This is a genomic window from Nocardia mexicana NBRC 108244, assembly GCF_001613165.1.
In the GTDB taxonomy this organism is placed as follows: domain Bacteria; phylum Actinomycetota; class Actinomycetes; order Mycobacteriales; family Mycobacteriaceae; genus Nocardia; species Nocardia mexicana.
This window is the reverse complement of the sequence record NZ_BDBV01000005.1, coordinates 12,302-34,847: the sequence shown is the minus strand read 5'-3', so window position 1 is coordinate 34,847 and position 22,546 is coordinate 12,302. Positions and strand designations below refer to the sequence as shown.

The following is a 22,546-nucleotide window of genomic DNA, read 5'->3' as shown; positions in this document are numbered from 1 at the left end:
GCAAGGTGCCCTGGCGAGCGGGGAATGCGAAATGTCGTGGTGGGCGGGGGATTGTTTTGTCTTGGTCAGATGTGGGTCGTGTGTTGTGGTGTTGGTGTTCCGTCCGGGCCGATCTCGATTCGTAGGGGTTGGTCGCTGACGACGGTTACCAGGAGGGGGCGGCCGGGGGGTAAGGCGCGCACTGTGATTCGGCCGTCGGTGGTGGCGTCCAGGGCCGCGGTCGAGGTGGCGAGGGCGCGGTTGCGGACCTCGTCGGATGCCGCGTCGAGACCGCCGTCGTCGAGCAGCGTGACCGCGACGCCGCGGCGCCGCGCCCGGCGGGTGGCGTCGACCATGCCGGGGGTGTCGAAGCACGGTGCCCGCAGCCGGTCGCGGAGCTGGGCCTCGAGCAGGGCGCATTCCTGCCTGCGCGCGTCGTCGGGTGGTTCGCCCGAGGCGATCGATTCCAGCATCGGGCGGGCCGTCCGATCGAGGTAGGACAGCTGGCGGCGGCGTTCCCGGTCCTGCGCGGCGATGCGTGCCTCGGCCCCCGCGTGCCGGGCAACCTCCGCGCGGGCGAGGTGGAACGACCGCAGCATCGGCCGCATGTACAGGGCGAAGCCGCTGGCGGCGAGCACTGTTCCCGTGGTCACGGCGGCGCCGTCGATCGCCGCCGCGGTCCCGGCGCCGGTGGCGGCGAATACCGCCGCGGCCGTAGCGAGCCCGATCCACGCCGCGGCGATGCGCCCCCGAATCGCAAGCAGCGCAAGCACATACGAATAGGCGACGAGAATCCATGAACCGTGATGCACGAAGTGATCCGGCGGATGGATGCGGATCGCGAGCACGGCAGCCGGGCCGGAGAGGATCGCGAAGGCGGTGGCGGGCAGCGGCAGCGGGTCGTGCCGCGCGATGAGCACGGCCGCCCCGGCCACGCCGACGAGCCCGTATCCGGCGATCGCGGCGTGTGGATCGGCGCGGCCCGACAGATAGCCGACCATCAGCATCGTGACGGCCAGTTCGAGCATGACCAGCATCGCGATTCCGGAACCGCCACGCACGCTGATCAGCGTGGGCAGGTGGGCCTCGGCCGCGGCGGTGCGCAGCCAGCGCAGGGTGACGACGGTGCCGCGGCCGGGCTGTGATTCGATGACGGCGTCACCGCCGGGCACGCGGCGCATTCGCGCGATGATGCTCGACCGGATTCCGAGGCGGTCGCCGGCCACCCGCCCCGGATCGAATCCCGCTCCGTCGTCCCGGATCCGGACGGTCGCCCCCGTGTCGTCGATCGCCACGAGTGCCGTGCGGACAACCTCGCGTCCGCCGACCGCGCTGTGCCGCACACTGTTTCGCGCGGCCTCGCCGACCGCGGCGCCGAGTGCGGAGACCACGTCGCCGGGCAGTTCGGTTGCGTGCGTGCCGATCCGCGTATCGACGGTGATGCCGCCGCCCGCCTCCAGCGCCGCGCCCCGCAGCGTCTCGACCGCCGCGGGTACGGCGACCTTCTCGTCGTCATCGTGTGAACTGTCGTCGAGTTGGTGCAGGGTTCGGGTGGCCGCCGGTACCAGGGTGTCCCGGCCGCCGCGCGCGGCATCGCGCAGCGTGGCGAGCACATTGTCGTGGATGAGTCCGGCGAAGCGGGACCGTTCCCGGTCGGTGGCCTCGGCCGAGGCGGCGACCGCGGCCTGCCGCACCGTCGCCGCCGTCGCCGCGTCGAGTTGTACTGCGGCACGGAGGATTCCGGCCGTGATACAGGCGAAGAACCCCTGCATCACCCAGGTCCGCGCGAGGCTCTCGGCCACGCTGTGGATGCCCGCGCCGCCGGTGACGTAGAAGTCCACGGCGACCGCTACCGCGCCGGTCAGCACGAGATTGATCGGCCACCCCCGCGGCCAGACCAGCACGCCCGCCATCGCCGAGACGGCGACCAGCGGCGGCATCCAGGTTCCGGCGGGCCCGAAGCAGCCGAACTCGCCCGCCAGCGGCAGTGTCGCGATACCGGCCGGGACGACGACGGCCAGCATCGCGGCGGCGGTGCCCACCGCCCGTCCGCCCAGCAGCACGGCCACCGCGATCAGGGCCGACCCGGCCACCGACACCAGCGTGACCACCAGCGGAGTCCACCAGGCGGCGATCAGGTCGGCCTGGGCGGCAATGGTCCGGCGGTGGGTGAACAGCCACAGCACACCGCCGACCCCGGCCGCCACGCCCATCGCGCGTCGCGCCCGCTCCTCGGCCCGCCCGGCCGCCGTCGGACCGGGCGAGCGCATCCGAATCACCTGCATCGACCCCGCCGCTGTCTCGTCGCCCCGGAGTGCATCCATCGGCGTTTCACTCTCGGAAGGCTAACCACCCAGCGGAAACGGCTCCGCGGCGAACCTGTGTCGCATGGGTAGCGGCACACGGGGGCGAGCGCGGCGACACGCCGACCACGCCGGTAACCACATGATTGCCAATTGGAATTATGTCGCACCCCTATCGTGGGGATGCACGAGATCGACCGGATGCGAAACACACCGAGACCAGTAAGGACTCCCACATGATTCGCAGTGTCGTCACGCTCGCCGCCATCGCAGGCATCGTCGTCGCGCCGATTGCCGCGAACGCCGAACCCCCTCAACTTCCGTTTCCGTCCACCGGAAGCGCCGATACCTCCCAGCAGGGCCAGGCCGAAGACGGTCCCGAGGCCGAGAGCGGGACGTCCAAGGAGAAGGGCTCGAACTACCAGCAGGACGGCGAAGAGGGGGAAGGCGAAGCGAATCTGGGCGATTCGAGCCGGAATCGCGGCGGCCATACAAGCCCCGGAGGCAAAGGCGGCGACAGCACCGGTAAGGGAAGCGGGTTCACCCAGGACGATGAAGGGGAGGGCGGCGACGGCGCGGAGTACAGCAACGGCACGGGCGGCGGGTACACACAGCAGGACGAAGGGGAGGGCGACGGCGGCGCCGAGTACAGCAACGGCACCGGCACGGGCGGCCGGTACACCCAGGACAGCGGGGAAAGTCCGGAAGCCGGGCTGTCCAACCAGTACTCGGATCTCTACAACGACGAGGCGCAAGCAAACAACGAAGACGCCGGGAGGAAATCGCAGCCGGGCAAGCACCCCAGGCCGTACCTCGGTGGCAACTGATCGGGATCGGGTCCGAACTCGACCGGATCGACCACAGCGGCCCGGGTAGCTGATCAGTCGCCGGACCGTTCCAGATGCCGACGTCCCCGGTGCCCGCAACGGGCCCGGGGACGCCGCCTTTCCCAGCGAAGACCACCGGTCAGCGGACCTGCGGCGCCACCTTCTCACCAAGCAGCTCGATGGTGTGCAGCACCCGATCGTGCGGCAGGGTGCCCACGCTCGGATGCAGCATGAACCGGTCCAGGCCCAGGGTGTCGCGGATGTCGGCGACCTTTTCCGCGACATGGTCGGGGGTGCCGACGAACAGTGAGCCGCCGGGGCCGCGCAGGGCGTCGAACTGGGTCCGGGTCATCGGCCCCCACCCGCGTTCTTTACCCAGTCCGCTCATCGCGGCGGCGTAGGGCTCGTAGAAGTCGGCGACCGCCCGCTCGTCGGTGTCGGCGATGTAGCCGTGGGCGTGCACCGCGATCGGCTGCGGTTCGTGCCCGCCCTGTTCGAGCGCGCGGTGGTACAGATCGACCAGCGGCCGGAACCGGGCGGGCGCGCCGCCGATGATCGCGATCGCCAGCGGCAGGCCGAGCAGTCCGGCGCGGGCGACCGATTCCGGGCTGCCGCCGACCGCGATCCAGACCGGCAGCGGCCGATCGGTGCGCGGATACACGACGGTGTCGCGCAGCGGCGCGCGGAACTTGCCCGACCAGGTCACCGGCCCGTCCTCGCGCAGGCGCAGCAGTAGATCCAGCTTCTCGGCGAACAGCTCGTCGTAGTCGCCGAGGTCGTAGCCGAACAGCGGGAACGATTCGACGAACGAGCCGCGACCGGCCATCAATTCGGCGCGGCCGCTCGACAGCGCGTCCAGGGTGGCGAAGCGCTCGTACAGCCGGACCGGGTCGTCGGAGCTGAGCACGCTGACCGCGGTGGTCAGCTGGATGTGCTCCGTCCGTCCCGCGACGGTCGCCAGCACCATCTCCGGCGCCGAGCCCGCGAAGTCCTCGCGGTGATGCTCGCCGACGCCGTACACGTCCAGGCCCGCCCGCTCGGTGGCCACCGCCTCCTCGACCACCTGGCGCAGCCGTTCGCCCGCATTGGGTGCGGGGCGATCGCCGACGGCGTGCCGTTCGGCGAAGGTTGTCAGTCCCAGTTCCATGTGCCCGTCCTCTGTCGGTGTTGTCGACAGGCTAAACGGACCATGGTCCGGATGTATTCCGCGGGGCTAACCGGTCCGGTCCTGTTCCCCCATATCGCGGCGGGCGGCGGTGAGGAATTCGATGCTGGCCCTGGGCGCCAGGGCCTGCACGCTGAGCCGGTCCATCGCCGACATGTAGGCCTGGACGTCGCGCTGCTTGTCGAGATATACGGAGCTGGTGAGCTGTTCGGTGTAGACGATGTCGGCGAGTTCGGTCTCGCGGAATCGCAGGATGCTGAACGGGCAGCCCGGCGACGCGGATCCCCCCGCGCTGAACGGCAGGACCTGGATCCGGACATTGGGCAGCGTGGCGGCGGTGTGCAGGAGATGGTCGATCTGCGCCAGCATGATCTCCGGCCCGCCGACGGGGCGCCGCAGCGCGCTCTCGTCGATGACCGCCCACACCGTGGGCGCCTCGCGCCGGGTGAGGATCTGCTGGCGACGCATGCGCATGGCGACGCGGCGCTCGGTCTCCCCGGGTGGCCCCCCGGCGAGGAGGGAGCGGATGTAGTCGGCCGTCTGCAGCAGGCCCGGAATGAACTGCGGCTCGTAGGTCCGGATCGTCGTCGCGGCGTGCTCGAGCCCCAGGTAGGTCTCGAACCACGAGGGCAGCAGGTCGTTGTAGCTGTGCCACCAGCCCGGCTGGTTGGCGCGGCGGGCCATGTCGAGGTAGGTCTCCCGGCGTTCGGGATCGTGCACGCCGTAGAGGGTGAGCAGGTCCCGGACGTCGCGTTCCTTGTAGCCGGTCTGGCCGCGCTCCAGCCGGGTGATCTTGGCATGCGAGCCGCGAATCGAATCGCCCGCGTCTTCCCGGCTGATCCCGCAGTCCTCGCGGAGACGGCGTAGCCAGCTGCCGAGCGCGATTCGCAACACCGTGGGCCCGCGTTCGGCGACAGCCGGTTCCACGTCGTCGTTGTCGTGCCCGTTGGTCATGGACCGCCTCCGGCCGCAGTAGTGATGTCCATCGTCGTGCGGGAGCCCCGTCCTGCCACCCCCCGCAGACCGCGAATTTTACCTGTCGGCACTGGAATTCACGAACCTCGGGCCGTCCGCGCGACCGATAATGTCATGCCGTGCGTCGAGGTCCGATGTGAATATCTTTCGACCGCAACACGATTGCTTGCCGAAGTTCTCGGGCGTGTCGGCAACCGGCGCCCGTACACTGACCGCGTCGCAAAGTATCGCGCGTATATGACTACGCATTGGGGGCGAGAATCGGTTCGGCCGCAAACACCGAGTACCGCAACAGTATTGGAGTCGATCATGGCATCACCCGAAACAGCGGTCACCGATCAGGAGATCCGTGCCAAGCTCGCCGATATCCTCCGTAACTCGAGCATCGACCTGGCGACCTCGAAGGACGGTGTCAACTGGTGTTCCAACGCGTTCTTCGCGGTACTGGACGACGATCCTTTCCGGTTGACCCTCGTCCTCGAATCCCGCGGGCGGACCCTCGAGTGCGTGCGGGCGAATCCGAACATCGGCGTCAAGGTCGTGCCCGAGGGGTTCCTGCAGCCGTTCGCCCAGGGGCTCGGGACCGCGGTGGTGCGCGACGCCGCCGACCGCGACGAGACGTTCGAGGCGTTGCGGCGCAAGGAACCTCAGATCGAGCCGTTCCTGGCGACCCCGGTCGAACCGATCGCGGTCACGGTCGACTGGTGGCGGGTCACGCATGTGGAGGGCGGCTGGCTGCCCGGTCGCGTGCTGCGGCGCTAGATATTCGGGTTTCGTTGCCGCGCTCCGCGCGCGGCTCTAGGCTGATGAACTACATCACTCCTGCTCAGAGAGGCTGAAATGCCCGACGTGTCCGAGTCCACCCCGGTCACCGGGGTGCGTGTGCCGGTCGGTGTGGACACCGAGCGGGCGAGCATCGCCCGCGTCTACGACGCCACTCTCGGTGGCAAGGACAATTACGACGTCGATCGCATGGTCCGGGACAAGGTCGCCGAAATCGCGCCCAGACAGGGCGAAGTCGCGTGGATGAACCGGCAGTGGCTGCACCGCGTGGTCCGCTACCTGTCCGGACCGGCCGGTATCGATCAGTTCCTCGATATCGGCGCGGGCCTGCCGACCGTCGGCAACACCCACGAGATCGCCCAGCAGCAGAACCGTTCCGCGGCAGTGGTTTACGTCGACAACGACCCCGTCTGCAACGTGCACGGGCGGGTGCTGCTGGAGAGCAACGAGTACACCCACTTCGTCCCCGCGGACCTGACCGAGCCCAACACCCTGCTGAAGCATCCCGAGGTCGTTGCGCATCTCGACCTGGACAGGCCCCTGGCGCTGATCCTGTGCGGCATCCTGCACCACGTCGACGACGACCTGGACCCCGTCGGCATCATGCGCCATTACATCGATGCCGTGCCGGCCGGTTCCTACGTGGCCATCACCCACTTCTGGGATCCGGCCGACGGATCGGATGCCCACGATATGGCGGTCGAGCTCCAAAAGCGGTTCGTCACAGCGGGTCTGGGGTCGGGCTGGTATCGCACCCGAGCGGAGATCGCCGCATTCTTCGGGGATCTGGAGCTGCTCGAGCCCGGCCTGGTCGAACTCGACGACTGGTGGCCCATGGGGCCCGCGCTCGAGCCCCGCTGCACCGAAAAGCGGCTGCTGCTAGGCGGAGTGGGCTACAAGACCGCCGGCCGCGATGCCGGCCCGCTGCGACCCGTCGACGACTGAGAACCGGGCTGGAAGGAACGAGAGCGATGCCCCGCTACGACGACCTGTCCGGCCCCGCCCTCCGCGAGGACCGCTGGCAGTACCTCCAGGTCCCCCTCGACGACACCCGGACCTGGACCTACCGAGAGCCCGATGCGAAGACCGATGTGGGCGAGGGGGTCGTCGCGGTGCGCGTCGACGAATTCACCCGGTCGCACTCGCAGGTGCAGATCCTCGACAATCCCAAACATCTGCTCGTGTCGACCGAGGAATTCGATCTCACGGCCGGCCCGCGCACCTTCTCCGTGGAGATGGCCGCCGAGAACATCGGCACCGGCGGCGAGGACTATCGCGACGGGTTCGCGGCCTTCAACGTCCTCGATATGACCAGTGCGGACGTCTTCGATCTCGTCGTCACCAGCCGCCACGCCTACGCCATCCACGAACGCCTGTTCGTGCCCGGGGTAGTCGATCCGGGCGACGCGTTCACCCATGTCGTCCACGCCTCGCTGGCCGGTGTCGATATCGCACCGGCCCGGTTCCGTCGCTACGCGGTGACCGTCGCCCCCGAGCAGCGCAGGGTCACCTGGCAGATCGATGGCAATCCGGTCTTCACCGCGCGCCCGGAGAGCCTGCCCACCGCCGTCCGGATCGGATTCGGGCTCATCACCCTGCACCCGATCCGGGAGGGGCGCAGCACCTCGCTACGCGGCCAGGGACTCCACGGGCACTGGCGCCACTTCGACATAAGCTGACGTCCGGATATTCTGATGAACATGTCTGTCCGCACCCGCAAACCGCTCGTTCCCGGAACCCAGTCACCGATCCGCGAGGTTCCGCGGTCGATCGAGCGCCCGGAATACGCGTGGAAGAAGACCGTCAACGAGGGCAGCGAGCCCTGGGTGCAGTCGCCGGAGACGATCGAGAAGATGCGGCTGGCGGGCAAGCTGGCGGCGCAGGCGCTCGACGAGGCGGGCCGGGCGGTCGCACCGGGCACCACCACCGACGAGCTGGACCGCATCGTGCACGAATACCTGTGCGACCACGGGGCCTACCCGTCGACGCTGGGCTACAAGGGTTTCCCGAAGTCGTGCTGCACCTCGCTGAACGAGGTGATCTGCCACGGCATCCCCGACTCGACGGTGATCGAGGACGGCGACATCGTCAATATCGATGTCACCGCCTACATCAACGGCGTGCACGGCGACACCAACAAGACCTTCCTCGCGGGTGATGTGGACGAGGAGGCGCGGCTGCTGGTGGAGCGCACCCACGAGGCCACCATGCGCGCGATCAAGGCCGTCCGTCCGGGCCGGGCGCTCAATGTGATCGGCCGCGTCATCGAGTCCTACGCCAACCGTTTCGGCTACGGCGTGGTGCGCGACTTCACCGGTCACGGCGTCGGCCCCACGTTCCACAGCGGCCTGGTGATCCTGCACTACGACCAGCCCGCCGTCGAGTCGGTCATCGAGCCCGGCATGACCTTCACCATCGAGCCGATGATCAACCTCGGCGGCATCGACTACGAAATCTGGAACGACGGCTGGACCGTGGTCACCAAGGACCGCAAATGGACCGCCCAGTTCGAGCACACCCTGGTAGTAACCGACGACGGCGCAGAGATCCTCACCCTCCCGTGAGCACCCCGCCCAGTCCGAGGCTTGCGCCTGTGGGTGGTAACCGACGACGGCGCCGAGATCCTCACCCTCCCGTGAAGGGGGCGTTGTTGGTGGCGGGGACCACCTCCGACGCGGGGAAAAGTGTTGTGGTGGCGGGGATCTGCCGGATGTTGGCGCGGCGGGGGGTGCGGGTGGCGCCGTTCAAGGCGCAGAACATGTCGAACAATTCGGTGGTGACGCTGGACGGTGGGGAGATCGGGCGGGCGCAGGCGCTGCAGGCGCGGGCGTGCGGCCTGGAGCCGAGTGTGCGGTTCAACCCCGTGCTGCTGAAGCCGGGCAGCGATCGACGGTCGCAGCTGGTGGTGCGGGGGCGGGCGGTCGACACCGTGGGCGCGCGGGACTACTTCCGCCACCGGCAGCGGCTGCGGCAGGTGGTCGCCGACGAATTGGCCTCGCTGCGAGACGAATTCGATGTGGTGATCTGCGAGGGCGCCGGATCACCGGCCGAGATCAACCTGCGGGCAACCGATCTGGCGAATATGGGTCTCGCGCGGGCCGCGGACCTCCCGGTCCTGCTCGTCGGCGACATCGACCGCGGCGGTGTGCTGGCGCACCTGTTCGGCACCGTCGCGATCCTGGAACCCGAAGACCAGCAACTGATTTCCGGTTTCGTGATCAACAAGTTCCGCGGCGACGTCGAGCTGCTGCGGCCGGGGCTCGAACAGCTGGCCACGCTCACCGGCCGTCCCACGCTCGGCGTGCTGCCCTACGCCGAGGACCTCTGGATCGACGCCGAGGACTCCCTCGGCACCGTCTCCGACGCCCCGGTCGGCCGCCCGCAACCCCCGGTCGGCACCGAGTGGCTGACGGTCGCGGCAATCCGGCTGCCCCGCATCTCCAACTCCACCGATGTCGAGGCCCTGGCCTGCGAACCGGGCGTCTCGGTGCGCTGGGTGAGCGATCCCTCGCGACTGACCGGCGCCGACCTCGTGGTCCTGCCGGGCAGCAAGTCCACCGTGAGCGATCTGGAGTGGTTGCGCCGCACCGGAATTGCCGATGCGCTCATCGCCCGCGCCCGAGCGGGTGGCCCGATCCTGGGCATCTGCGGCGGCTACCAGATGCTGGGCCGACGCATTCTGGACGACGTGGAATCCGCGGCCGGGGAAGTCGCCGGGCTCGGCCTGCTGGACCTCGAGATCGAGTTCGCCGACGCGAAGGTTCTGCGCCGCACGAGCGGACATGTGATCGACCGGGCGGGTGCGGGCGCCGCGCCCGTGCGTCCGCCGTTGCGCGCCCCCGCCGACAGCAGAGCCGGCGCGACGCGACCGAACGTCTCGACTGGCGATGCGGAACCTGCTCCGGCGGATACCGATTCGCCTTTCCTCGGCGGCGATGCATCCCCGACCGTGCCCGGCGGCACGCGTCGGCCGGGCGGTGCCGCGGAATCCGATGCGCGGATCGCGGTGCACGGCTACGAGATTCACCACGGACGGGTAAGCCGCAACGGTGAACGGGCTTGGTTGGAGCTGGCAGACGGTATCCCGGAAGGCAGCGCGCGCGGCGCGGTCTGGGGCACCCACCTGCACGGAGTATTGGAGTCCGACCAGTTTCGGCGAGCCTGGCTCCGGGAAGTCGCACAGCGGGCAGGCCGCACGGGTTTCGTTGTCGCCGAGGATGTTTCGGTCGCCGACATCCGCACGGCCCAGCTGGACCTGCTGGCCGACCTGATCGAGAAACACCTCGACCTCGACCAGCTCGAACACCTGCTCACCACCGGCGCCCCGCCCGGCCTCCCCACTCTCACGATCGGTCGCTGACACCCGCGGTGCCGTCGGCGAAGGTCGTGACTGCACCCACGACCGCTGTACCGCCGCCGGATCTGCCCGGCGACCAGCCCGACGAGTGCATTTGCGGGATGCGGCGCGGCGAGTGCATTTGCGGGACGCGGCGCGCCGCCATCAGGGTTGTCGGGATCGGCTGTCACCGGGATCGACCTGCCACCGGGTCGGCTGCCGCCGGGACCGGTTACCGCAGGCGAGCGTGGTGTCGTGCGACGGCCGTCTCGCACGCAGGGGTGTGGGCCACCCCGCACCACCTCCGGGGCAATGCGTCTACTGGCCTGAATGGTGGGCAGTAACACGGGGTCGGGCTCTGTGGCGGCGTGTAGCGTGGGGCTCCATGGAAACTCGGCGGATCGCGGTCGGGGACCGCGCGTGGACCGTGCGAGTCGGCGGACCGCACTCGCGGCACACCGTGCTGCTACTCCCTGACGCGGGCGACCCGGTAGACGTCTACGACCGGGTAGCTACACGCCTGCACACCTCCGACCTGCGCACGATCGCGGTCGAGACACTCGACGACCTGGATGCGACGGCGGTGTACGCCATCCTCGACGATCTCGGCGTCCCCTGGGCGAACCTGGCCGGGGTCGGCGCCGGAGCAGATCTGGCGTGGCAGCTGTCCGCGCGGGGTTTCGGCCGGTTCATCGGGCTGGTCGTGGCCGGGCGGGCGCATCCGGCCGTCGCGGGCGCCGACGGCACGGTCGGCGACTCCACCTGCCCGGCCGTGGAGCTGCCCACCACGGTGATCGCCACCAAACACCTGCCGCGCACCGCCGCCGAGGCCAGCGGGCGGCACGTCTACGGCGAATTCCGGGTCACGCAGGTCGACGTGGCCCACGTGGCCACCGAGGCCGACCACGAGCTGGCCACCGAGATCGTGCTGCGCAGCGGTCTCTGGTGAACCCGCGCTGAGAGCTACTCCGCGCGTGCGGGTTTCGCGTCGAACTCCGCCAGCCACGTCAGCCAGGAATCGAGTTCGCCGAAGGCCGCCGCGCGCACCGGCTCCGAGGACAGGAACACGTCGTGCCGCGCGCCCTCGATGGGCACGATATTGGTGCGGTCGCCCAGGCAGCCCGACCAGCGCTGAATCTGGCGCACATCGAGCACTGTGTCGGCGACATCGGCAGCGGGCCCGTACCGGCGCATGAACTTCGTCACCTTCGACCGCAGGATCAGCGTCGGCACCCCGATGTCGAGCCCGCGCTGCAGCCGCGCATGTCCCTGCCGGATCGCCCGCAGCCAGCCGAAGTGCACGGGAAATCCGGCCAGCGGCTTCCAGTCCAGGTTGTAGTCCCATTCGCCGGACGCGCTGTGGTGCAGGCTGGCGCCGTAGGTGTCGACCTCGGCGCCCGGCAGCCGCGTCATGGCCCGCAGCCGGCCCAGCCCGTGAATGACCGCCGTGCCGACGGTCCGGTAGTAGGACGGCCCCTGCAGATCGAACCACGGGCTGTTCAGGACCAGACCTGTGATGTCTTGTGCCGCACCGTTTTCGGACCGGTTGAGCCGATCCAGCCAGAGCGGCACCACCAGCCCGCCGGTGGAGTGCGCCATCAGCAGCACCGGCAGCCCGGTCTCCGCCCGGACGATGCGCAGCGCCTCGTTCAGCTCGGCGTCGTAGAGCGCCAGATCGCTGACGTAGTGCGCGGTCTGTCCGGGCCGCAGCGACCGGCCGCACTTGCGCAGATCCAGTGCGTAGAAGCGGTATCCGCGCGTGACCATGTGCTCGGCCACGTGCCGCTGGAAGAAGTAGTCGGTGAAGCCGTGGACGTAGAGCACGACACCCGTAGCTTGTTCGGCATCGTCGGCCGCATAGCGCACCAGGGTGGCCTCGGCCGTGCCCTCGCCGTCCGGGTCGGCGCCCAGCGGGATGGTCAGCTGTTCGTAGCCTTTGCCCAGCACATCGGCCTGCCAGGCCTCGGTGCGCACGGGTGCCACCGGCGTCTCGTTCGTCACAGCTCCACGATATTCGACCCGCTCAGCCGCGGCAGCGGGAGGGAAGTCCGTCACACCACGCGTAGTCCCTTTCCGAATCGGGCATGGTGAGGGGCAGAATCAGGTTGAAGTGAACGGCGGGTAACCTTCCCGCTGAAGTTGCTGACCCGCGCAGGACAAGGAAGTCGAACTACCCGTGCCGAACGCTGCGATGACTGAAAAGACCGATGTAGTCCTCATCGGTGCCGGCATCATGAGTGCCACCCTGGGCGCGCTGCTACGTCAGCTGCAGCCGGACTGGTCGATCACCATGTTCGAGCGGCTCGACGCCGCCGCACCGGAGAGCAGCGACCCGTGGAACAACGCGGGCACCGGTCACTCCGCGCTCTGCGAGCTGAACTACAGCCCACAGCAGGCCGACGGCTCGGTCGACGTGTCCAAGGCCGTCGACATCAACGAGCGCTTTCAGGTATCGCGGCAGTTCTGGGCGCACGCCGTCGAGAACGGGGTGCTCGGTGACCCGTCGGCGTTCATCAACCCCATTCCGCACGTCAGCTTCGTCCACGGCGCCGACAACGTCGACTACCTGCGCAAGCGCTATGAGGCGCTGTCGCGGCACCCGCTGTTCGAGGGCATGGAGTACATCGACGCCCCCGACGAGTTCGCGCGGCGCCTGCCGCTGATGGCCAAGGGCCGCGACTACTCCGATCCCGTCGCGCTGAACTGGACCGACTTCGGCACCGATATCGACTTCGGCTCGCTGACCAAGCAGCTGCTGGCCTATCTGGGTTACAGCGGCGTCGAGATCGCCTTCGGCAACGCGGTTCTCGATCTCGACAAGCAGTCCGACGGCAGCTGGAACGTGCGGTCCCGCAATACCCGCACCGGAGCCACCCGCACCGTGAACGCGAAGTTCGTCTTCGTCGGCGCGGGCGGTTACGCGCTGCCGCTGCTGCAGAAGTCCGGGATCAAGGAGATCAAGGGCTTCGCCGGATTCCCGGTCAGCGGTCAGTTCCTGCGCTGTACCAACCCGGAGCTGATCCAGCAGCACAACGCCAAGGTGTACGGCAAGGCCGCGGTCGGCGCGCCGCCGATGTCGGTGCCGCACTTGGACACTCGCGTGATCAACGGCCGGGCGGGCCTGCTGTTCGGCCCCTACGCCGGGTGGACCCCGAAGTTCCTCAAGGACGGCAAGCTCACCGACCTGGTGAAGTCGGTGCGCGCGGGCAACCTGACGCCGATGCTGGGCGTCGGCGTCACCGAGCTGGGGCTGGTCAAATACCTGGTCAGCGAGCTGCTCAAGTCGCCCGCGGGCAAGGTGAACACGATGGAGGAGTTCATCCCGCGCGCCGAGGGCCCGGACTGGGAGCTGATCACGGCCGGTCAGCGCGTGCAGATCATCCGTCGCAAGGGTGTCGGCGGGGTGCTGGAGCTGGGCACCGCCGTGATCGCCGCGGGCGACGGTTCGGTGGCCGGCCTGCTCGGCGCCTCGCCGGGCGCCTCCACCTGCGTCAGCGCGATGCTGGACGTGCTGCAGCGGTGCTTCCCGCAGGAGTACGCCGGGTGGACGCCCAAGCTGAAGGAAATGGTGCCCTCGCTGGGCGTGAAGCTGTCGGAGAACCAGGCGCTCTACGGCGAGGTGTGGGACTGGTCGAACAAGGCCCTGCACCTGACACGCGACAACCTGGTCGACAACACGCCGACGCCGGCCGGAGTCGCGTAGCCCCGGGCTATGTGATAGCAAGACGCGATGATGTCAACGGTTTCTCTCAAAAGGGCGTGGGCCGCAGATCTGGACACCGCGACCCTGTACAAGCTGTTGAAGCTTCGCGTCGAGGTGTTCGTCGTCGAACAGAAGTGCGCGTACCCGGAACTGGACGGCCTCGACCTGCTGCCCGAGACGCGGCACCTCTGGCTGGACGACGAGGGCGAGATCATCAGCACCCTGCGGCTGCTGGAGGAGCACCACGACGGCGTGGATTCCTTCCGCATCGGCCGCCTGTGCACCTCGCCGCCCGCACGCGGGCACGGCTACACCACCCGGCTGCTGCAGGCGGCGCTCGCCGAAACCGGTTCGGCCACGGTGCGTTTGAACGCCCAGACCTACCTGGTCGACATGTACACCAAGCACGGTTTCCAGACCGACGGCGAGGAGTACATCGAGGACGGCATCCCGCACATCCCGATGCGCCGCGGATAGCCCCACGCCTCGGCGCCCGCGCCGTGATTTCAGGTCCCGCAACCGAGAACGGTTGCGGGACTTGCTCTCTCACCAGCCAGGCGTGCTCGCTCCGTTTGTATCTCGGCGTGCTAGTTCCTCTCTTGTTCCCGGCGTGCTCGTTCCTCTCTTGTTCCCGGCGTGCTGTTGGCCGGGATCTCCGCGGTGGATTCCGGCCGAAAGCGTGCCGGAAATAGTGGAAATGGGTCCACTCACGGGGCGGTGACCGCGTAAAAGGTACGCGAGCGACTCCGCTGCTCGATCTCGTCGACCACCGCGCGAGCGAAGTCCGGGTAGGTGATTCGCAGGGTCGGTTCGGCGACGGCCGTGCGGTAGCGGCCGACCGGGGCGCCGGTGTGGTCGAAGTCCCCGGCCGGGGCGAGGATGGTCCAGTCGATCTCGGTGGCGGTGGTTTGCACGACGTCGGTCCCGGCGCCGTGGCCGAGGATGAAGTCGCGATATTGGGCGGGGGAGTCCGGGGCGTCGCGCAGCAGGACGCCGTCGGCGCCGGGCAGGCTCGAGGACAGGCCGATTGCGACGAGCCGGGGAACGCCCGCGGCGGCGAGGCCGGTGAGCAGGGCCTGCGCCGCGGCAGGGAAGAAGTCGGCAGGGGTTTTCAGGCTCGCGGCCGCGTGCACGGCGACGTCGTGGCCCGCCGCCAGTTCCGCGATTCGCGCCGCGTCGGTGACGTCACCTGCGGCGGCGTCGAGATCCGGGTACCGGGACGGATCGCGCACCACGCGAGTGACGTCGTGGCCCCGGGCCTGCGCCTCCGCCGCGATCGTCCGACCGGCGCGCCCACCTGCTCCGAAAACGATGATGTGTGTCATGGCGGCGACGGTAGCCGCGGGCATGGTTACCGTTCGGATACCTCGCGACTCGTTACGCTGGGGGAATGCGTCCGCTCGATCCGCAGATGTTCGATGAACTGTGCCCGTCCGGCCTGTCTCCCATTCGTATCGGCGACAAGTGGGGCGCGCTGATCGTGGCCTGCCTCGCCGACGGGCCGCGCCGGTATTCCGAACTGCGAATCCCGTTGGCGCGCATCACCCCCAAGGTAATGACGCAGTCCCTGCGGACCCTCGAACGGCTCGGGCTGGTCGCGCGGACCGTCGAGGGCCGCCAGGTCACCTACGAGCTGACCACGCTGGGCTACAGCATTCTGGTTCCCCTGCAGGCGATCTGCGAATGGGCGCAGCAGCACTGGGACGAACTGCTCGACGCCGCCGATCCGCTGCCCGAGGAATCCACCGCATTGGGTGCGTGAGCAGGCAGCGGGTCAGGACGCGAAGGTAGCCACCAACCCGCCGTCGATGACGAGGTCCTGGCCGTTGATGTAGGACGCCTCGTCGGACGCGAGGAATGCGACGGCGTCGGCGACCTCCTCGGGTCGGCCGAATCGTCCGGCGGCCACGCGGCCGCGCAGGGCGGCCGCCTGGTCGGCGGGCAGCGCGGACTCCGAGAACAGCGGGGTGTCGATGTAGCCGGGGCTGATCGAGTTGACCCGGATGCCCTGCGGTGCGAGGTCGGCGGCCAAGGTGCGCGCGAGGTTGTGCACCGCGGCCTTGGTCGCCGAATACACTGTGGCGCCGGGGTTTCCGCGATGCAGGGTCCAGGAGGCGTTGATCACGACCGACGAACCGTTCGGCATCAGCGGCAGCGCGCGCTGGATGGTGAAGAACACGCCCTTGAAGTTGATGTCGACCACGGAGTCGAAATCGGCCTCGGTGATCTCGGCGAACGGCTTGAAGATGCCGCCTCCGGCGTTGGCGAACAGCACGTCCAGGCGCCCGAAGCGGTCGCGGATCGCGGTCATGAGGGAGTCGAGCCCGCCGAGGTCGGCGACGTCGCCGCGCACCGCCAGCAGGCGTTCGCCACCGTCGAGGTCCTTGGCGGCGGCATCGAGTTTGACCTGGTCACGCCCGGTGATGATCACACTGCCGCCTTCGGCGAGGACGCGCCGCGCGGTCTCCAGCCCCATGCCGCTGGTTCCGCCGGTGATCAGTACGACTTTGTCCGAGAATCTCACTCGACCGATGATGCCGTGCGGCCGCTCGGGTTGTCATACCGGCTGGTCTCACGCCCCGCCGAGGTCTCGTACCAGCAGCGTCGCACCGGCGACCGCGCCCGGCATCAGGAACACCGCCACGAACGGGATCAGGAACGCGGCGGCGAGGGGAGTTCCGAAGCCCCACACCAGCATTCGCCGAGTGCGCAGGATCGCGAGCTGCTCGCGCAGGGCCACGCCGCGGCGCTGCATGGCGACGGAGGTCAGCTCCTGGGTGAGGAAGTACCCGGTGACGCACACGACCAGCACCGGGACCACCGTCTGCCCCACCACCGGCAGGAACCCGGCGGCGAACAGCAGCACGCCCCACAGCGCGGCGCGCACCACGATGCGCAGGCTGTCGCGCACCGAGATCCACAGCTCGCGCCAGAACGGCAGGCCGGATTCGGGTGCGGTGCCGTCGGGCGACTGCGACCTGTCGACCTGCTCGGACAGCGCCTCGTAGAACGGCTGCCCGATCGCGAGCGTCACCGCGGTGAAGGTGATCACCGACAGCAGCAGTCCCAGCACGATCAGCAGTACGGCCAGGAATCCCCGCAGCAGCCCCGGCCACGGCGAGGCCCAGGTGTCGGCGAACGGCGTTGCCCAGTCCACGATGTCGCCCGCGAAGACCACGAGCGCGATCAGCGCGGCCAGATACAACACCAGCGCGATCACGCCGGGCACCAGCCCCATCCCCAGCGAGCGCCGATGGGTCGCCACCCACCGCTGCCCGCGCACGAGGTAACCGAATCCGTTCGCCAGATCACGCACCGGCCCAGCGTAATCGGCTTCCGGCGTCGAGGGTGCCGGCTGCGGTGGCAATACTGGACCGGATGGGCGACGAAGATGATCACCGGCGCCGCACCGCGGCACGGTTGCGGCATGTCTATTGGGTCGGCGGGGGCAGCGGCGCGGGCAAGTCCACCGTCGCCCGTCGCCTCGCGGCCCGGTACGGCCTGCACGTGTATTCGACCGACGACGCCATGGCCGACCACGCCGGGCGCGCCACCGATGCGCCCATGCTGCACGACTTCCTGGCGATGAGCATGGACGAGCGCTGGGTGAATCGGACCCCGGAGACGATGCTCGACACGTTCCACTGGTTCCGGGGCGAGGGATTCGGTCTCATCGTCGACGATCTGCTGCGCCTGCCCGCCGAGGTCGGTGTTGTCGCCGAGGGATTCCGCCTGCTGCCGGATCTGGTCGCACCGTTGCTGTCCGAGCCGCGCCGGGGCGTCTGGCTGCTGCCGACACCGGAGTTCCGGCGGGCGGCGTTCGACCGTCGTGGTTGGCAGATCCCCGCCAGGACCAGTGATCCCGAGCGCGCCGCACGAAACCTGCTCGAGCGCGACCGTCTGTTCACCGATCGTCTCCGGGAACAGACCACACGTCTCGCACTCCCCGTGGTCGATGTCGGGCCCGCCGTCCCGGAGGCGCATCTCGTCGACCAGGTGGCACGGATGTTCGGCCTCTAGTCGACCCGCCGCCCGGGCAGTCGGCTGCGCGCGTGCCCTTGCGAAGAGTTGTGTGAGTGCGGTTGTTCACAGGAGGGTGGCGCCGGGCGGCAGGGGCGGCGCGCCTAGAGTTGTGGCGTGTCCGAATCCCGAACCACTGTGGCTCCGCGAACCGATACGACCACGTCAGCGCGTGACGAGGCCGGATTTCCGTTCTCGGCGGTGGTGGGGCAGGAGCGGCTGCAGCTGGCGTTGATTCTGTGCGCGGTGCATCCGGGGATCGGCGGCGTGCTGGTGCGCGGGGAGAAGGGGACCGCGAAATCGACCGTGGTGCGGGCGCTGGCGCAGCTGCTGCCGCCGATCGTGGACGAGCGCGGGGAGCGGCCCGCCCGGCTGGTGGAGCTGCCGGTCGGTGCGACCGAGGACCGGGTGGTCGGATCGCTGGACCTGGAGCGGGTGCTGCGGGACGGCGAGCAGGCGTTCCGGCCCGGTCTGCTGGCGGCCGCGCATCACGGTGTGCTCTACGTCGACGAGGTGAACCTGCTGCACGACCACCTGGTGGACGTGCTGCTCGATGCCGCCGCCATGGGCCGCGTGCATATCGAGCGCGACGGGGTATCGCATTCGCATCCGGCGCGATTCGTCCTGGTGGGCACCATGAATCCGGAGGAGGGCGAGCTGCGTCCGCAGCTGCTGGACCGGTTCGGCCTGACCGTCGACGTGGCGGCGTCCCGGGATGTCGACGTGCGGATGGCGGTGGTGCGTCGCCGCCTGGACTACGAGGCGGACCCGGCGGAATTCGCCGCCCGCTACGCAGGTGCCGACCGGGAGGTGGCCGAGCGGATCCTCGGTGCGCGGGATCGGCTCGGCGAGGTCGCGCTCGACGATGTGGAACTGCGCCGGATCGCCGCGCTGTGCGCCGCCTTCGATGTCGACGGCATGCGGGCGGATCTGGTCGTGGCCCGCACCGCGACCGCGCATGCGGCCTGGCGCGGAAGCGACTGCGTGACAGCCGAAGACGTCCGCGTCGCCGCGGAACTGGCACTGCCGCATCGGCGTCGGCGCGATCCGTTCGACGAGCCGGGCATCAGCGAGGACCAGTTGGACGAGGCCATGCAGCAGGCGGGGGAGCAGGCCGAGCAGTCCCAAACCGACTCGGGCACAAGCGAAGCGGAGTCCGGGGACGGTGGCGACAGCGGCTCCGGCGATCACCCCGACCGCCCCGACAGCGGCCCGGATGGTTCCGACGATCCGGACGGCGGGCCCGACTCACCCGACGGTGGCCCGGGCGACGGGGGCGATTCACCCGACGGTGGACCGGGCGGCGGTGCCCGTGAGGGCCGCGCCGGAGCGCCGGTGAATTCTGTTGCGCGCCCGCCACACTGGGAGATTCCGGGAGTGGGCGAGGGCGCACCGGGCCGCCGCTCGCGGGCGCGCTCCCGGCACGGGCGGGTCGTTCGCTCGACCTCCGACACCTCGACCGGGCTGCACCTGCTGGGTACCGTCTTCGCCGCCGCGCCGCACCAGCGGGCGCGCGGCCGGTCCTCCGGTCCGCTCGCCCTGCAGGCCGGGGACCTGCGCGGCGCGTATCGCGAAGGGCGCGAAGGCAATCTGGTGGTCTTCGTGGTGGACGCGTCCGGGTCGATGGCGGCCCGCGACCGGCTCGCCGCCGTCACCGGTGCGGTCGTGGCGCTGCTGCGCGACGCCTACCAGCGCCGCGACAAGGTCGCCGTGATCACCATGCGCGGCGCCGAGGCCGAGCTGGTGCTGCCCCCGACCTCCTCGGTCGACATCGCGGTGCGGCGACTGGCCGACCTGCGGACCGGCGGCAAGACGCCCCTGGCGAACGGGCTGGTGCGCGCCCGCGAGATCGTGCAGCGCGAACGCGTGCGCGACCCGCAGCGGCGCGCGATGCTCGTGCTGCTCACCGACGGCCGCGCCACCGGCGGGGTCGACCCGGTGCCGCGCGCCCGGACCGCCGCCCGCAGGCTCGCCGGGGACGGTGTCGGCGGGGTCGTGGTGGACTGCGAGCGCGGCATGATCCGCCTGGGCCTCGCGGCGGACCTGGCCCGGGATCTCCGGGCGACATACCTCCAATTGTCGGAGCTCACAGGCGATTCCGTCGCCGGTGCGGTGCGCGCGGCAGGTTCCTCCCGGGCCGCGTGAATCGGCCGGGAGGCGTTCGGGCTCACGGCTTCGCCGGGTGCGGTGGAGCCTCCGTTCCCGCTGGCAATGTGACAGCGCTGCGGCGGCGGCGAACGACACGCTGAGCGCTCGTTCGGCCGTGGGCAGCGACGGCGGCGTTCGACGGTGTCGTGGTCACCGTGCACCGGTGCGCTCTACAGTTGGTCTACAGCTTCGGGATCTTTCGTTGACCTGAAATCTCTGGTCTCGCTTCGGGGGTGGATCGGCGGCGAGGATCGACTCGGTTCGCGTCCTGGAGGTCTAGATGACGACGCCGCGCCCCCTGGCGGTCGGATCTCGATTCGGTCCGTACCGGCTGGACCGGCTCCTCGGGCGCGGCGGCATGGGCGAGGTGTTCGAGGCCTACGACACCGAGAAGGACCGCACCGTCGCCATCAAGGTGATGCCGGAGCGGTTCGCCGAGGATTCCCTCTATCGTGAAAGGTTCCGGCGCGAATCGCATGTGGCGGCGCGGCTGAAGGAACCGCACGTCATTCCGATCCATGACTACGGTGAGATCGACGGGCACCTCTACATCGATATGCGGCTGGTCGACGGTGTCAGCCTGAACACGGTGCTGCGGGAGGAGGCGCCGCTGGCACCGGCGCGGGCGGTGGACCTGGTCCGCCAGGTGGCGGCCGCGTTGGATGCGGCGCACGCGGACGGTCTGGTGCACCGAGATGTCAAGCCGGACAACATCCTCACCACGTCCGGCGGGTTCGCCTATCTCGCGGACTTCGGCATCGCGCATTCCAGCAGTGCCGGCGGCCTGACCTCCGACCGGTCGCTCGTCGGGACGTTCCGCTACATGGCGCCGGAGCGCTACACCTCGCCCGCGGTGACCCCGGCGTCCGATATCTACGCGCTGACCTGCGTATTGTACGAATGCCTGACCGGCGCGCACCCGTTTCCGGTGAGCGCCGACAGTGAGATCATGCGCGCGCACCTGTTCGATCCGGTGCCGCCGCCGAGCCGGGTCCGCGCCGACGTTCCGCCCGGCTTCGACTCGGTCGTCGCGCGCGGTATGGCCAAGGACCCGGCCGATCGCTTCGCTACCGCAGGGGATCTCGCCGACGCGGCGGTCGCCGCGCTGTCCACCGGTGGCGCGGCCGACGTGGCAGCGGAGCGGCCGCCGGTATCGAACGAATCCTCGGACGTCACAAGGACTTCCGATCACGATGCCGTACCGGGGCCCCGGAGCGGCGGGCCCCTGCCGGTACTCGTCCGGATCCGCTCCGCGTCGACACCGCTGTCGCTCATCGCGATCGTGATCATCGCCACGGCAACGAGTTTCGCGTACTGGGCGGCGACCCGAACGGAATCCGCCGGTACCGCAGTTGCCGACGCCACCGCCCTGCGAGGCGCCGATCTGGATCTCCTCGCCAGCCTCAGCGGCCCGGGATACCACCGCGCCAACTGCGTGCACCGCGACCCCGACAGCACGACCGCGGCCATCGTCTTCTGTGATCCGAACCCGGCCACCTCGTCCCCGGCGGGACTCTTCCTGCGCTTCCGTGACATCGAGGGTTTGCGCGCCTACTACTATCGCACCACCACGCTGAGCGGATTCAAGGCGGCCAGTTGCCCCGGCGATCCGCCTGGGCCGGACGGGCCGTCCCGGTTCGACAACCGGGAGGTGGGTCGAAAAGCCTGCTTCACCAACGGTTTCGACAATCCGGCGGTGCCGCGTCCCGGGCTGATCCTCACCAACGAGGGATTGTTGTCGCTCGCGCTCCTGTACTGGGCCGACCCGAGCGAGACACCGCTGCGCGACCAGGAGGCCGTGTCGGGCATATGGCAGTTCCGAACCGGCACGGCCGCAACGGATCCGGACTGGTTCACGCCCGAGGATCGCGCCGTGCTCGGCCGCCTCGGTGGTGAATACATTCCCCGCAATTGCCGGCACCTCGAGCCGCCCGCGGGAATTTCGGGATCGGCGATCGTCTGCGGCCCCCGGCCCGGTTCCCCGGTGGTGCACCTCATCGGATTCCCGGATCACGCGTCGGCCCTGTCGTCGTATCGGGGCACGGTGTCGCAGATTCCCGGCCGGGCGTGCGGGAACGGGCCGGGTCTCGACGGTGTCTGGAGCACGGCGACGGCGCCGGTCGGCCGCATGACCTGTTATCCGGACGAAACCCCGCGCTACGGCAGCCGCACCTGCCTCATGGCACTGCACGAGGAATTCCTGACCCTGATCGAGGTCTGCACGACGTCATCGACCAACCCGGCCGATGCCCCCGAAACCGAACCCGAACTGCTCACCTGGTTCCAACAGCACTTCGACTGAGGCCA

Annotated in this window: 20 protein-coding genes; 13 read left to right on the top strand and 7 right to left on the bottom strand. The window is 69.5% G+C overall.

Translation table 11 applies throughout. The features are described from left to right. Positions 1–65 precede the first annotated feature (65 nt). Entirely contained in the window at positions 66–2,303 is a 2,238-nt protein-coding gene (locus NM1_RS40735) for a sensor histidine kinase (protein ID WP_084519100.1), read from the bottom strand. Positions 2,304–2,518: 215 nt separating this feature from the next. Between NM1_RS40735 and NM1_RS02735 the strand changes: the two genes are divergently transcribed. Then, entirely contained in the window at positions 2,519–3,109 is a 591-nt protein-coding gene (locus NM1_RS02735; RefSeq protein WP_068013496.1) for a hypothetical protein, read from the top strand. A 139-nt stretch (positions 3,110–3,248) separates the two neighbouring features. Here the strand turns inward: NM1_RS02735 and NM1_RS02730 are convergent, their stop codons facing one another. Then, positions 3,249–4,256, bottom strand: a complete 1,008-nt coding sequence (locus NM1_RS02730; RefSeq protein ID WP_068013493.1) for an LLM class flavin-dependent oxidoreductase — start codon at positions 4,254–4,256, stop codon at positions 3,249–3,251. A 66-nt stretch (positions 4,257–4,322) separates the two neighbouring features. Beyond that, a complete protein-coding gene (locus NM1_RS02725) occupies positions 4,323–5,228 on the bottom strand; it encodes a Sco1979 family transcriptional regulator (RefSeq protein WP_068013491.1) in 906 nt (301 codons plus the stop codon). 330 nt (positions 5,229–5,558) lie between these two features. On the opposite strand from NM1_RS02725, the gene NM1_RS02720 reads away from it, so the two are divergent. The 6 genes from NM1_RS02720 to NM1_RS02695 all read left to right on the top strand — a co-directional run bounded on the left by NM1_RS02720 (position 5,559) and on the right by NM1_RS02695 (position 11,317). Continuing rightward, positions 5,559–6,011 carry a pyridoxamine 5'-phosphate oxidase family protein gene (locus tag NM1_RS02720; protein ID WP_147289010.1) on the top strand — a complete coding sequence of 151 codons (453 nt, stop codon included), beginning with the start codon at positions 5,559–5,561 and terminating at the stop codon, positions 6,009–6,011. A gap of 78 nt (positions 6,012–6,089) precedes the next feature. Then, positions 6,090–6,977, top strand: coding sequence for an SAM-dependent methyltransferase (locus tag NM1_RS02715; protein ID WP_068013489.1), 888 nt, complete (start codon positions 6,090–6,092; stop codon positions 6,975–6,977). A gap of 26 nt (positions 6,978–7,003) precedes the next feature. After that, positions 7,004–7,711: a DUF6081 family protein gene (locus tag NM1_RS02710; protein ID WP_068013487.1), complete on the top strand. Its 708-nt coding sequence runs from the start codon at positions 7,004–7,006 to the stop codon at positions 7,709–7,711. Positions 7,712–7,732: 21 nt separating this feature from the next. Next, positions 7,733–8,596 (top strand): type I methionyl aminopeptidase, encoded by an 864-nt coding sequence (gene map / locus NM1_RS02705; protein WP_068013505.1) that lies wholly within the window; start codon positions 7,733–7,735, stop codon positions 8,594–8,596. 71 nt (positions 8,597–8,667) lie between these two features. Further along, on the top strand, positions 8,668–10,392 hold the full coding sequence (locus NM1_RS02700) for a cobyric acid synthase (RefSeq protein ID WP_068013485.1): 1,725 nt from the start codon (positions 8,668–8,670) through the stop codon (positions 10,390–10,392). 361 nt (positions 10,393–10,753) lie between these two features. Beyond that, positions 10,754–11,317 (top strand): hypothetical protein, encoded by a 564-nt coding sequence (locus tag NM1_RS02695; RefSeq protein WP_068013482.1) that lies wholly within the window; start codon positions 10,754–10,756, stop codon positions 11,315–11,317. A 14-nt stretch (positions 11,318–11,331) separates the two neighbouring features. Here NM1_RS02695 and NM1_RS02690 read toward each other — a convergent pair whose 3' ends face one another. Next, a complete protein-coding gene (locus NM1_RS02690) occupies positions 11,332–12,369 on the bottom strand; it encodes an alpha/beta hydrolase (protein WP_084519098.1) in 1,038 nt (345 codons plus the stop codon). Between the two features lie 190 nt (positions 12,370–12,559). Here NM1_RS02690 and mqo point away from each other — a divergent pair, with 190 nt between their 5' ends. Next, a complete protein-coding gene (mqo, locus tag NM1_RS02685; protein ID WP_068013480.1) occupies positions 12,560–14,071 on the top strand; it encodes a malate dehydrogenase (quinone) in 1,512 nt (503 codons plus the stop codon). Positions 14,072–14,098: 27 nt separating this feature from the next. Continuing rightward, complete coding sequence (locus NM1_RS02680) at positions 14,099–14,548, top strand: GNAT family N-acetyltransferase (protein ID WP_068013478.1); 450 nt, start codon at positions 14,099–14,101, stop codon at positions 14,546–14,548. Positions 14,549–14,778: 230 nt separating this feature from the next. Here NM1_RS02680 and NM1_RS02675 read toward each other — a convergent pair whose 3' ends face one another. Beyond that, positions 14,779–15,396 carry an NAD(P)-dependent oxidoreductase gene (locus NM1_RS02675; RefSeq protein ID WP_068013476.1) on the bottom strand — a complete coding sequence of 206 codons (618 nt, stop codon included), beginning with the start codon at positions 15,394–15,396 and terminating at the stop codon, positions 14,779–14,781. A 65-nt stretch (positions 15,397–15,461) separates the two neighbouring features. Between NM1_RS02675 and NM1_RS02670 the strand changes: the two genes are divergently transcribed. Then, a complete protein-coding gene (locus NM1_RS02670) occupies positions 15,462–15,833 on the top strand; it encodes a winged helix-turn-helix transcriptional regulator (protein WP_068013474.1) in 372 nt (123 codons plus the stop codon). A 12-nt stretch (positions 15,834–15,845) separates the two neighbouring features. On the opposite strand, the gene NM1_RS02665 is transcribed toward NM1_RS02670, so the two are convergent. Both NM1_RS02665 and NM1_RS02660 read right to left on the bottom strand, forming a co-directional pair. After that, positions 15,846–16,595 carry an SDR family NAD(P)-dependent oxidoreductase gene (locus NM1_RS02665; RefSeq protein ID WP_246011409.1) on the bottom strand — a complete coding sequence of 250 codons (750 nt, stop codon included), beginning with the start codon at positions 16,593–16,595 and terminating at the stop codon, positions 15,846–15,848. 48 nt (positions 16,596–16,643) lie between these two features. Then, a complete protein-coding gene (locus NM1_RS02660) occupies positions 16,644–17,387 on the bottom strand; it encodes an EI24 domain-containing protein (RefSeq protein WP_068013472.1) in 744 nt (247 codons plus the stop codon). A gap of 62 nt (positions 17,388–17,449) precedes the next feature. Here NM1_RS02660 and NM1_RS02655 point away from each other — a divergent pair, with 62 nt between their 5' ends. The 3 genes from NM1_RS02655 to NM1_RS02645 all read left to right on the top strand — a co-directional run bounded on the left by NM1_RS02655 (position 17,450) and on the right by NM1_RS02645 (position 22,541). Continuing rightward, on the top strand, positions 17,450–18,091 hold the full coding sequence (locus tag NM1_RS02655) for an AAA family ATPase (RefSeq protein WP_068013470.1): 642 nt from the start codon (positions 17,450–17,452) through the stop codon (positions 18,089–18,091). 138 nt (positions 18,092–18,229) lie between these two features. Next, positions 18,230–20,236: a magnesium chelatase subunit D family protein gene (locus NM1_RS02650; RefSeq protein ID WP_068013468.1), complete on the top strand. Its 2,007-nt coding sequence runs from the start codon at positions 18,230–18,232 to the stop codon at positions 20,234–20,236. 283 nt (positions 20,237–20,519) lie between these two features. Further along, on the top strand, positions 20,520–22,541 hold the full coding sequence (locus NM1_RS02645; protein ID WP_068013466.1) for a serine/threonine-protein kinase: 2,022 nt from the start codon (positions 20,520–20,522) through the stop codon (positions 22,539–22,541). Positions 22,542–22,546 lie beyond the last annotated feature (5 nt).

Coding starts and splice junctions, on each gene's coding strand:
- NM1_RS40735 (WP_084519100.1), bottom strand. CDS start 2,303: ATGGATGCACTCCGGGGCGACGAGACAGCGGCGGGGTCGATGCAGGTG.
- NM1_RS02735 (WP_068013496.1), top strand. CDS start 2,519: ATGATTCGCAGTGTCGTCACGCTCGCCGCCATCGCAGGCATCGTCGTC.
- NM1_RS02730 (WP_068013493.1), bottom strand. CDS start 4,256: ATGGAACTGGGACTGACAACCTTCGCCGAACGGCACGCCGTCGGCGAT.
- NM1_RS02725 (WP_068013491.1), bottom strand. CDS start 5,228: ATGACCAACGGGCACGACAACGACGACGTGGAACCGGCTGTCGCCGAA.
- NM1_RS02720 (WP_147289010.1), top strand. CDS start 5,559: ATGGCATCACCCGAAACAGCGGTCACCGATCAGGAGATCCGTGCCAAG.
- NM1_RS02715 (WP_068013489.1), top strand. CDS start 6,090: ATGCCCGACGTGTCCGAGTCCACCCCGGTCACCGGGGTGCGTGTGCCG.
- NM1_RS02710 (WP_068013487.1), top strand. CDS start 7,004: ATGCCCCGCTACGACGACCTGTCCGGCCCCGCCCTCCGCGAGGACCGC.
- map (WP_068013505.1), top strand. CDS start 7,733: ATGTCTGTCCGCACCCGCAAACCGCTCGTTCCCGGAACCCAGTCACCG.
- NM1_RS02695 (WP_068013482.1), top strand. CDS start 10,754: ATGGAAACTCGGCGGATCGCGGTCGGGGACCGCGCGTGGACCGTGCGA.
- mqo (WP_068013480.1), top strand. CDS start 12,560: ATGACTGAAAAGACCGATGTAGTCCTCATCGGTGCCGGCATCATGAGT.
- NM1_RS02680 (WP_068013478.1), top strand. CDS start 14,099: ATGATGTCAACGGTTTCTCTCAAAAGGGCGTGGGCCGCAGATCTGGAC.
- NM1_RS02675 (WP_068013476.1), bottom strand. CDS start 15,396: ATGACACACATCATCGTTTTCGGAGCAGGTGGGCGCGCCGGTCGGACG.
- NM1_RS02670 (WP_068013474.1), top strand. CDS start 15,462: ATGCGTCCGCTCGATCCGCAGATGTTCGATGAACTGTGCCCGTCCGGC.
- NM1_RS02655 (WP_068013470.1), top strand. CDS start 17,450: ATGGGCGACGAAGATGATCACCGGCGCCGCACCGCGGCACGGTTGCGG.
- NM1_RS02645 (WP_068013466.1), top strand. CDS start 20,520: ATGACGACGCCGCGCCCCCTGGCGGTCGGATCTCGATTCGGTCCGTAC.